The 10,254-nt window shown below is 63.0% G+C and carries 9 protein-coding genes; 2 read left to right on the plus strand and 7 right to left on the minus strand.

Annotated elements, in window-relative coordinates; translation table 11 throughout:
• Window positions 1-204: 204 nt before the first annotated feature.
• The 7 genes from HX869_RS30905 to HX869_RS30935 all read right to left on the minus strand — a co-directional run bounded on the left by HX869_RS30905 (window position 205) and on the right by HX869_RS30935 (window position 5,902).
• A complete protein-coding gene (locus HX869_RS30905; protein WP_003207261.1) occupies window positions 205-585 on the minus strand; it encodes a hypothetical protein in 381 nt (126 codons plus the stop codon).
• 14 nt (window positions 586-599) lie between these two features.
• Complete coding sequence (locus HX869_RS30910; protein WP_008433173.1) at window positions 600-1,880, minus strand: type II and III secretion system protein family protein; 1,281 nt, start codon at window positions 1,878-1,880, stop codon at window positions 600-602.
• Window positions 1,877-4,015 (minus strand): type III secretion system export apparatus subunit SctV, encoded by a 2,139-nt coding sequence (gene sctV, locus HX869_RS30915; RefSeq protein WP_134326974.1) that lies wholly within the window; start codon window positions 4,013-4,015, stop codon window positions 1,877-1,879. The genes HX869_RS30910 and sctV overlap by 4 nt, the downstream gene beginning before the upstream one ends.
• Window positions 4,012-4,347: a lipopolysaccharide assembly protein LapB gene (locus tag HX869_RS30920; protein WP_003207267.1), complete on the minus strand. Its 336-nt coding sequence runs from the start codon at window positions 4,345-4,347 to the stop codon at window positions 4,012-4,014. Before HX869_RS30920 ends, sctV begins: the two co-directional genes overlap by 4 nt.
• A complete protein-coding gene (locus HX869_RS30925; RefSeq protein ID WP_003207269.1) occupies window positions 4,347-4,703 on the minus strand; it encodes a hypothetical protein in 357 nt (118 codons plus the stop codon). The genes HX869_RS30920 and HX869_RS30925 overlap by 1 nt, the downstream gene beginning before the upstream one ends.
• Before the next feature lie 28 nt (window positions 4,704-4,731).
• Window positions 4,732-5,625 (minus strand): FHA domain-containing protein, encoded by an 894-nt coding sequence (locus tag HX869_RS30930; protein ID WP_087694812.1) that lies wholly within the window; start codon window positions 5,623-5,625, stop codon window positions 4,732-4,734.
• A gap of 115 nt (window positions 5,626-5,740) precedes the next feature.
• Window positions 5,741-5,902 carry a hypothetical protein gene (locus tag HX869_RS30935; RefSeq protein WP_003207273.1) on the minus strand — a complete coding sequence of 54 codons (162 nt, stop codon included), beginning with the start codon at window positions 5,900-5,902 and terminating at the stop codon, window positions 5,741-5,743.
• Between the two features lie 563 nt (window positions 5,903-6,465).
• On the opposite strand from HX869_RS30935, the gene HX869_RS30940 reads away from it, so the two are divergent.
• Complete coding sequence (locus tag HX869_RS30940; RefSeq protein ID WP_178904159.1) at window positions 6,466-9,684, plus strand: type III effector HrpK domain-containing protein; 3,219 nt, start codon at window positions 6,466-6,468, stop codon at window positions 9,682-9,684.
• 72 nt (window positions 9,685-9,756) lie between these two features.
• A complete protein-coding gene (locus tag HX869_RS30945; protein ID WP_003207276.1) occupies window positions 9,757-10,209 on the plus strand; it encodes a winged helix-turn-helix domain-containing protein in 453 nt (150 codons plus the stop codon).
• Window positions 10,210-10,254 lie beyond the last annotated feature (45 nt).

Raw genomic sequence — 10,254 nt, forward strand, 5'->3', positions numbered from 1 at the left:
TGTAAGAGCGGAACCCTAAGTGGCCGTTACCGCAGGAATGGATATGTACGCGGTAAGCTTCAAGATCCGGGTCGCCTATCAGTCCGCTTTCGCGAGCAAGCCCGCTCCCACATTTGGATGATGGTGTGGCAGATGGATCTGCTGGGCCTGGAATACCGCTATCGCAGGCAAGCCAGCTCCCACAGAGGACATGTGAACGCAGGTTCATTGCTCCGCTCCCGGAGCGCCCGCCTTGGCCTCTTGCTGAGCCTGACGCCGCTGCAACTGCTCCCGATCAAACCCCTCGATATACACCTGCGCCGCCCGCCCAACCGGCGCCGCCATCGCAGGCCCCGTCGCCCGCCCCTGATTCAAATCCTGGCGCTGCTCCACCATCTGCATCAAATTCAAATTGTTGGCGCAGCCCAGCGGCAAGGTCGCCTTGAAATCCTCGTCCAGTCCAATCTCGTCCTTGGCCGGCGGCTGCTGGCACTGGCTTGGCACCCCGTCCGCCTGATACTGCGGCGAGTAATACACCGGCGCCAGATGCGTCTTGCAGCCCACCACCAACAGGGGCAAACACATCAACAAACGCGAAACTTTCATGCCATGCCCCCTCATCAATTCATGTAGAAACCAAACGCCCCACCACTGCGCGGCCCCGCCGCTGCGGCGGTCGCAGGCTGTGCATCCAGCGGCGTGGCCAGGGTGCGACTGCGCACCGGCTCCACCAGGTACGGCGTAATCAAAATCACCAATTCGGTTTCATTGCGCTGAAAACGCTTGGAGCGAAACAGGTTGCCCAGGATCGGCAAGTCCCCCAGCAACGGCAGCTTCTCGATGTCCTGGCTGCTCTCACGCTGGAACAAACCGGCAATCGCAAACGTCTGCCCGCTGCCCACTTCCACCCGCGTATCGGCGCGGCGCACGCTGAACGACGGCACATGGAAATTGCCGAAATCCACCGTGCCGCCACTCACCACACTGCTGACCTCAGGGCGCACTTGCAGGGCGATCCGGCCGTTGGGCAGCAGCGTCGGGTTGAACAGCAGCGACACGCCGAACGACTTGTATTCGATCCCCACCAGGTCCCGATTCACCGGCACCGGGATCGCCACTTCGCCGCCCGCCAGGAAGCTCGCGGTTTGCCCGGTCATGGCGGTGATGTTCGGCTCGGCCAGGATTTGCAGGATCCCGTTGGCCTGCAACGCGTCGAGCATGCCATCGATATTGGTATTGCCCGAGCCGCTGCCCGCCGCCGCCAGGCCACCGGCGGTGGCGGCTGCCAGCGGTCCGCCGGTGATCAGGCCAAAGGAGAACGTGCCGTTGCTGAACATGGCGTTCCAGTTAACCCCGTAATGCAGCAGTTCCGAGCGGGACACTTCAGCAAAGCGCACACGCAAGTTGACCTGGGCGGCACCGGCGTACTCAGTGGTGTTGACCGCGCTCTGGAAGCCCTGGCCCTGTGGGTTGAGCAAGGCATTCAAATCCGTCGCTTCTCCAACCGAACGCACCGTGCCCTTGGCGATCAATCGGTTACCGGCACCGCTGATCTGCGCGCCATTGCCGGGATGCAATTCCTGCATCGGCGCAGTCACTGCCTGGGTCGCGCTACTGACCGCCAGGCTCAGGCTGGCAAGCTGTTTGCCGTCGCTGCCGAGGGCAATCAGGCTGGTATTGCCCGGCGCCTTGCCGAAGATATAGATCACCCCGGGCGACACCACTTGCAGGTCGGCAATCCCCGGCTCGGCCACCAGTACCGACTCCACCGGGGCCACAAAATGCAGGATCCGGCCTTCACCGGAGGCCAGGTTGATAGACCCCTGGGCACCGTTGGCGATGTCCTGGGCACTGCAGAAAAACGAGGTCAACGTCAGCAACAGCAGACAAAAACGGATCATGAGGCAGACGCCAGGGAAGTGACGGAAGCCGCGGCAGGTGCACGGCGGTTGGAGATATCGGTAAGGCTGATGGTCACCAGCGCTTGCAGGTTGTATTCGGTGGCCAGTTCGCGAAACGACAACACCGCCAGCTCCAGTTCACCGCGCAGCACCAGGCGCCGCAGGCTGCGGCGCAGTTCCGGGTGCACCAGCAATACCGCACTGTTGGCTTCAGTGGTTTTGTCGCAGGCCTGGCGCAGTTGGGCGAGCAACGCGCGGTTGACTTCCTCGGGGATCACTTCACGGCTGGGCTCCTGGCGACGCAGGGATGCACGCAACTGGTCTTCCAATCCCGGCGCCAGCACCAGGGCGCCAATCACCCGATTGCGGTCGGCGTACTGATGGCTGATCTGCCGCGCCAACCCTGCACGCAGGTGTTCGGCCAGGCGGCCGGCATCGGTTTCCCGGGCGCCCCACTCCACCATGGCTTCGAGCAAGGCCCGCTGATTGCGGATCGACACGCCCTCTCCCACCAGCAGGCGCAGGGTCTCGGCCACCCGCTGCAACGGCACCAGGCGCAGGGCTTCCTTGACCAGTTCGCCGTAGGTGGCTTCGGTGCGTTCGAGCAGCAGGCGGGTTTCCTGGATGCCGAGGAAGTCCGCGGCATAGCGGCGCAGGCTGCGTTCCAGCACGCCACGCAAGACTTCGTCCGGCAGCAGGAAACCGATGCCGGCGCTGCGCAGTGCGTCTTCGTGCTGACGCTCGATCCAGTGCGCGGCACGACCGTTGAGGGGCGAATCGGCTTGCAGGGTGGCGATGTCCAGCAACTGCACATGCACCGGATCGTCCTGCAACAGCAGGCAGTTGATCGGCATCTCGCCTTCGCTGACGGGTACGCCTTCCAGTGACACGCGGTAGCTGCCCGGCGTGGCCTTGGCGTCCATGTGAATGCCCGGCACCGGCATATCGACGCCGAGGTCGCTGCGAATGTCGTGACACAGCGCTTCGATGCGTTGGCTCAGTAGTTGGCGCGGGGCGCTGAGGGCCAACGCACTGCCGAGGGTCAGCAATACCCGAGTGTCGGGGGCCACGCCATAATCCTGCTCGGCCTGCACTTCAACCACCGGTTCCAGGGTCTCGACCAGCGCTTCAGGCTCTACCTGGTTTTCACGGGTATGACGGCGGTACATCACGAAGGCCGCACCACCGAACACCAGCGACAACCCGAGGAACACCCAGGTCGGAAAGCCCGGTATCACGCTGACGCCGACCATGATCAGTGCGGTCAAACCGAGGGCGCGGTAGCTGGCACCCAACTGCTTGAGAATCTCGCTGCCGAGGTCACCCGCTTCGCCGTCGCTGTTGACCCGCGTCACCACGGTGCCCGCCGCTACCGAGATAAGCAGCGCCGGGATCTGTGCGATCAAACCGTCGCCCACGGTCAGCAGCGAATAGGTGTGCACCGCCGCGCCGAAGGCCATGTCGCGCTCGATCATGCCGATCAGCATGCCGCCCAGCAGGTTGACCGCGAGGATCACCAACCCGGCAATCGCATCGCCCTTGACGAACTTCATCGCCCCGTCCATCGCGCCGAACATCTGGCTCTCGCGCTCCAGGCGTGAGCGCCGGCGGCGGGCTTCGGCCTGGTCGATATCGCCGTTGCGCAGGTCGTTGTCGATGCTCATCTGTTTGCCGGGCATCGCATCCAGGGTGAAGCGCGCCGCCACTTCCGCGACCCGCTCGGCGCCCTTGGTGATCACCACGAACTGCGCCACGGTGATGATCAGGAACACCACCATGCCCACCACCACCTGGCCGGCAATCACGAAGTCACCGAAGGCCTTGACGATATGGCCGGCGTCGCCGTGCAGCAGAATCAAGCGGGTGGTGGTGATCGAAAGCGACAGGCGAAACAAGGTGCTGAGCAGGATCAGCGGCGGCAGCGCGGAGAATTCCACCGAGTGGCCGATGTAGAACGCCACGATCAGGATCAGGATGCTCAGGGCGATGTTCAAGCCGATCAGCATGTCCACCAGGTAGGTAGGCAGCGGGATGATCATCATCACGATCGCCATCAGCATGAACGCGACGATGATCACGTCGGTACGCTGGGCGGCCATGCGCGCGATGCCGTTCAGGCGATTGAGCAGGTTCATGGCGCGGCTCTCCGTGCAGCGAGGTAGCGTTTGAAGCACTGGCGCGCTTCGTCCTTGCGTTCGCCGTACCACAGCGCCCGGGCACGCAGCAGCAACAGGCTGGCAGACTCACCCTCCAGCGCGACCAGCCGATCCAGGGCCGCGAGTGCGCGGGTGAAGTCGCCGCTGTCGGTGAACGCCAGCACCAGCGAGCGCAGCAGCAGGCCATCGTCGGGCGCGACACTCACGGCAATCAGCAACATCACCAGCGCGCGCTGGGACTGGCCGTTGCGCCGGTACAGCTCGCCAATGCCCTTGAGCAATTGCACCGCGTCGTCGTTGTCCCGGGGCATCAGGCCTGGACCTCCGAGCGTTGTTGTTCGAGGGTGCGGCGCATCTCGATTTCCTCGCTGATCAGGTCATGGGCCAGCGCCTTGATCTGCGGCTCGGCGTCGAGGTTCGGCAACAGGTGCTGCATCACGTGTTCCAGCAGTTCCAGGGAACGTGCGCTGCCGAACAGCAGCGAGTCGACGCCGGCGGCGCTGGTGAGTTCTTCCAGGTCACTGCGCAGGGAGCGGCGGGACTGGACCTTGCGGGTTTTCAGCAACGCTTCGAAAGCCGTGGCCTGGCGGGAGTTGACCGGGCGGATCGCCTCGACCGGCGCGCTGCGCACGTCACTGGGAATCAACGGACGGGGTTCGACTTTCATCCCGGGGCCTTAGCTGAAAAAAGCAGCGTCATAGGGTGAAGGTGAAGCGTTCTTCGCCACGGGCGAGGATCACCTGGTTGTTCTCGATGCGCTCCAGTACCCAGTTGTCCGCCAGGGCCGCGCCGGGGTACAGGCGCTTGCCGCTGTCATTGATCACGTAGGGGTTGGCGCCGAACCACACGGCTTGAAAGCGCACCCGTGGCCGGGCCGCATCTGCACGCACGGCAACCCGCGGGTTGAGCACGATCTGCTGGCCGTAACGCTGGTCGAAGGCTTGTTGCAGGGCGACCCATTGAGGCTTTTGCGCGCGCTCAAAGGAGCCGACGGCGTTGAGTTGGCCATCGATGTCGTTGACCTTCACGGCGTCCAGGTGGGCGGCCTGCAATTGCCCTTCGAACCAGGCCTTGGCCTCGGCACGGGAAGGCTTGGCTGCGGTTGTTTCGGCAACCGGCATTACGGTTTGCGCTTGCGGTGAATCATTGCGAAATGCCAGGGCGCCAGCGCACACAAAGAGCAACGCGGTGGCGATGATCCAGGGCGTTAACGTGCGTGTCGTCGCAGGGATTTTTTCAGGGCTGCCCGGCAGCGCCAGGCTCACACCCGCCGTGCCGATACGCAGTTGCAGCGGCAGCCGCGCGCGATGGCCGCTGCCCTGGGGAATACGGATATCGCCGGCAGTGCCGGTGATCAGTACATCGCCGCCGAGGGCCTCGACGGCCACCTGGGCCCCTTCAAAACGCAGGCGCAGGTGCAACTCGGCAATCCCGGGATCGCTGAGCTGGAGGTCGGCCGCCAGGGCGGCGCCAAGGGTGTAGACCGGCTGGTCGAGCATCAGGGAACTGCCCTGGTGCAAACCGTGGGTCACAAGCAGGGTCGGCGCGCCGTTCGCGGCGGGCAGGCCCAGGGAAATCAAGGCTGTCATGGTTGGGTTTGCCCCCTTGAGAATCACAGGCCGCAACGACGCCTGTGCCGATCAACAACGGTGCAACGGGGTAAGGCAGGTATACGGGCAGCGCCGGCGCTGCCCGCATGGCGAATCAGTTCTGCGGACGCTGTTTGGTGGCGTCGAGCTCTGCTTTTTTCGCGGTGCTGATCTCGGTGATCTTGGCCGACTTCTCGATGGCCATGTTGAAAGTTGCTTCCATCTTCGCGATAGCGTCGTCGGCGCCGCCTGCACTTACTGGTGGAGTAGTAGCCATGTTCAATCTCCTTGCATCGATAGGGAAGTTAAGCCGCATGCAAACCGAAACAAACTCCCAGCGTCAGACAGTGAGTTGGCCATGCAGCCGTCGGTTTGCATGGGAACCATACTACTCACGAACAAAACACCTTCGCTGTGAAAGCTTGTGAAACGTTCATGGCAGGTGCTGTGAAAAATCCGGCTCAACGTGCCGTTGAGAAAATCTCATCGCCGCGCGGACGTGGAACTTTTGTTAAAAAACCAATACACGACGAGACCCAATGTTTACGGGGGCACAACCTGAAAAACGAACCAACTCGAACAATTTACGAGCCCGTTACCCCTGGGTAAAAACGTTGATCACTCAACAATTCCAGAAAATAAATCCGACAACTTCACACTTTTAACTAATAGCCATTTGCCCAACTTTGCAGATATTTCCATTTGTAACAAAACCGACTTGATCATCGCGTTTGATAGCTCGGCGCGGGTTAACCCAATAACACTTCGCAACTTTCGCCCGCCCCAGTTAGTGCACTTGCACTAAATATCGACTGATATAAAACAACTTCCAGGTGATCTATGACTGCGATCCCGAATGGCCTTGACCCTGCCGACAACAAAGGCCCGGATGGCTCCCGGAGCACGTTCGAAAAAGCCCTGTTCACCGCCGTCGACAAGCCGGTATTCGACCCCTCGAAAATCCGCGGGCCGTCCATTCCGCTGCCGTACCAGAACGTGCAGGCACCGGTGAACAACAGCATCACCTACACCCCGCTGGGCAGCGACAAACCGGTGACCCTCAAGCAGATCGACAACCCCAGGCTGTTTGAGCAATTGGTCAACCAGTACAACGCACAGCAAAGCGACGCGACCCTTGAGAAGAATCTGGCCGACAGCAAAGGCGCCGGCTACAAGGAGGCAGACGCCAGCACCGTGGCGCCTGGCCTGGGCAACTACAAGGCGATCGGCAGTACCACCGAATTGGGCCCGGGACTGATCCGCTACGAGACCAGTGCCGGCGACAAAATCGTGGTCAGCCAGAAGGAAACACCCGCGCTGTTCGCCCAGGTCAGCGGCGACTCGGCCAAGCTCTTTGCGATCAATGCCAGCCAGGCCGAGGGCTACCGCCTGGCCGGCCCCACGGAAACCATGGACCCGGCAGCGAATATCGGCCCGCCCGAAGAAGTCGGCCCGGGCCTGATTCGCTATACCACGGCGTCGGGCGACAAGGTGATCGTGTCCCAGGACATCACCCCCGCGCTGTACGACCAGGTGGCCAAACTGTATGCCGGCAGCACCGGCGCAGCGGGCGCCTCGGACACGTCCTGGATCGACACCTCATCGTTTGGCGTGTCGGGTGCCAAGGACTGGGACACCATCACCGGCAACACCAGCGGCACGCCGACCAAGGAAGAACTCGACCTGAACCGGCCCAAGGCGGCCGCGCAATTGCTCTCGCAAAACTGGGACGCCTGGGGCCTGCATGGCGCGCCGATCGACTTCGCCAACCCACCCACGACACTCCCCCCCGAGGCCCAGGCCGTACTCAAGTACGTGGCCAGCAGCCCGAGCCTGATGGCCGCGCTGGATACCGGCGGGCGTGGCAAGGCCGACAATGTGATCACCCATTCCGATGTCGACCATTTCATCGACAACGCCGGCAAGGACCTCGGCGCCGCGTCGAAATCCTATGGCAGTTTCCTCGGCAGCAAACCCGGTGACCTGGCCAAGGCGAATGCCAAGTCGGCGGCAATCCTGATGGCCAATGAGAGCCTGGCCGCTGGCGCAGGTCCGGCGATGCGCCCCGGTGACGCCAACCAGCGCAGCAACGACGGCATGCTGCGCAGCGACAACCTGCAAGCCTTGGGCAGCGATTCGGCCCTGAGCACCGAGCTGACCGGCGCGGCGGCCATGTGGTCCAGACCCGGGATGTTCCACGCCCTGGAAACCGGCGGCGACAACCCCGCCACCGGCAAGTCGGACGGCATCGGCACCCGCGACAACATCGGCGCCTGGCTCGAAAAACAGGCACCGAAAACCGACAGCGACACCCTGACCTTCCTCGACGGTGCCGCCACTCGTGATGCCGTCGCCGGCGTCGACACCTCGGGCCTGACCGCCGACATCCTGGCCAACCCGCAGAACTACAGCGGCGAACAGAAAGCCGCGGTGCTGGTGCAGTTGACCGATGCACAAACCCGCCTGCTGGTCAGCGACTACGTGCCCCACGCCGGGTTGATGGACAAGTACACCTCGCCCCACTACGGCCTCAACCCCAACGAAGACAAAATCAAGGCACAGCTGCAAAGCGGCATCGAAACCCTCTCGGCCGACCCGGACGTGCAAGGCTTCCTGCAAAACAATCGCGGCCCGGCACTGGCCGACATCGTCGACAGCAACCCGGCGATGAAAGTCGCGATGCAGAACTACTACACCGACGACATCGAGACCGGCAAAAACCTCACCGACAATCTCAACGCCAAGGACCAGAACGGCAAGCAGATCGACATGGGCATGGGCCTGCAAAACGCGGCCAACGATACGACCATCGCCAACCTGGCGCTGGGGGGCAACGGCCATGTGAACCTGACCGGCATCGCCGACAAGGCCGGGCAAAGCGACAACATCCAGCAGTACTACAAAAACCAACTGGTGACCGGCAAGGCCTTTACCGACGCGGTGGCCGGCGGTATGGACCCCACCGTGGCGGCCAGCAGCTTCGCCGCCAGCACGGCCTCGGCCCAGGCCTTCCTCGGCGACAAGGCCTCGGCGGATGACGCCGCCACCTTGCAGGTGAATTTCAACGAAGCCCTTGGCGACGCCCTGCTCGGCGGCGCCACCACCGACACCCTGAACATCACCCTGGGGGACGGCAAGGGCAACTTCGACGAAGCCAAGGTCACTGCCGCGATCAACGACGCCCAGCAAAAAGACCCAGAGATGTTCGTCACCTCGGATGGCGGCAAGATCGACCCGGCGCAAGTGGTGTCGATGCTGCGTTCGGTATGGGACATCGGGCGCCAGGGCAACAAGATCGCCGACGCACTGCCCAAGGCCATCGAAGGCATGAAGTTCGGCGACGTCAGCCCGGCATTCAAGCAAGGCCTGCTGCACATCGGCAGTGCGGTGTTGATGAGCGGCGTGCTGATGGCCCGTTCGGCCAGCGGCAGCAACACGCCGGTGGCGGACGCGAACCGGGTATCCGCCGGGCTGCAATTTGCCGGGCTGTTGATGGAGGGCGGCACCAAATACGCCAAGGAAGCGGGTTACGGTATCACCTGGGTCAACCGCCCGGATGGCGGCACCATTGGTGATTTCCCCGGCAAGGTACCGGTGGGCAAGGGCCCGCTGAGCCCGCAGCAAATCGCCAACCTCGGCGCGGCCGGCAAGATCATCGGTTCGGCGGGCGGGATTATCGGCGGTGTGATCGGGGTGATTGGCGGTGTCGACTCGTTGAAAAAAGGCGACTACCTGAGCGGCAGTTTCTCGGTTGCCACCGGCGTGCTGGGTACGGGTGCGGCGGTGGCCGGGTTGGTGGAAGCCGGGGCCGGGTTGTACGGGGCCACGGAAATCGGCGCGGTGGCCGGGACCATCAGCGGGATCCTCGGCGGGGCTACGGCGATCCTTGGCGGGATCGGCAGCGCGTTCCTGCCCTTCGCCCTGGCTGATGCCCATGGCAAGGCGCAGGACGCGTTCTATGGCCAGCTTGCGCCGGTGCTCAAGCAATACGGCTTGACTGGCGGGCCTACGGAGCCGGGTGATTATCCTGAAGACCCGATCCCGGCGATCAACACCTGACCTTCCCTTGCAGCCTTGCGCGAAGGGAGCCGCGCGGGGTTGTGTTTTTGAACATGCACAAAGGTTAATCACATGACGTATTCACACCGCGGCCACCTTGAAGACAGCGCTATTGAAATCCACTTTGGCCCTTATCAACTGCTGCCCCGACGTCATCTGCTGCTGAAAAACGGTGAGCCGGTGAGCCTGGGCAGTCGGGCCCTGACGTTGCTGATTGCCCTCGCTTCGCGGCCTGGTGAGCTGTTGGAGAAGACCCAATTGCTGGACATCGCCTGGCCACGGTTGGTGGTGGAAGAGTGCAACCTGCGGGCGCAGATCAAGGCGATCCGCCGGGCGTTGGGGGATGATGATTCGGTGTATATCGCGACGGCGACGGGCCAGGGGTATCGGTTTGTTGCGCCGACCTGGGTGGAGCGTGGGGCGCAGAAAAAGCCGGTGGTGTTGGGGGTTTATAGTTGTCGGCGTTGTTTGGGGGGTGAGGTGAAGCCGGTGCTCGGCGTGCGGCAGGAGAGGCTTAACAGTTGAGGGGGATTTGGATCGGGGGCATATCCATTATTTGGGTGATGGCTT

This window comes from Pseudomonas sp. P7779 (genome assembly GCF_013386315.1).
In the GTDB taxonomy this organism is placed as follows: domain Bacteria; phylum Pseudomonadota; class Gammaproteobacteria; order Pseudomonadales; family Pseudomonadaceae; genus Aquipseudomonas.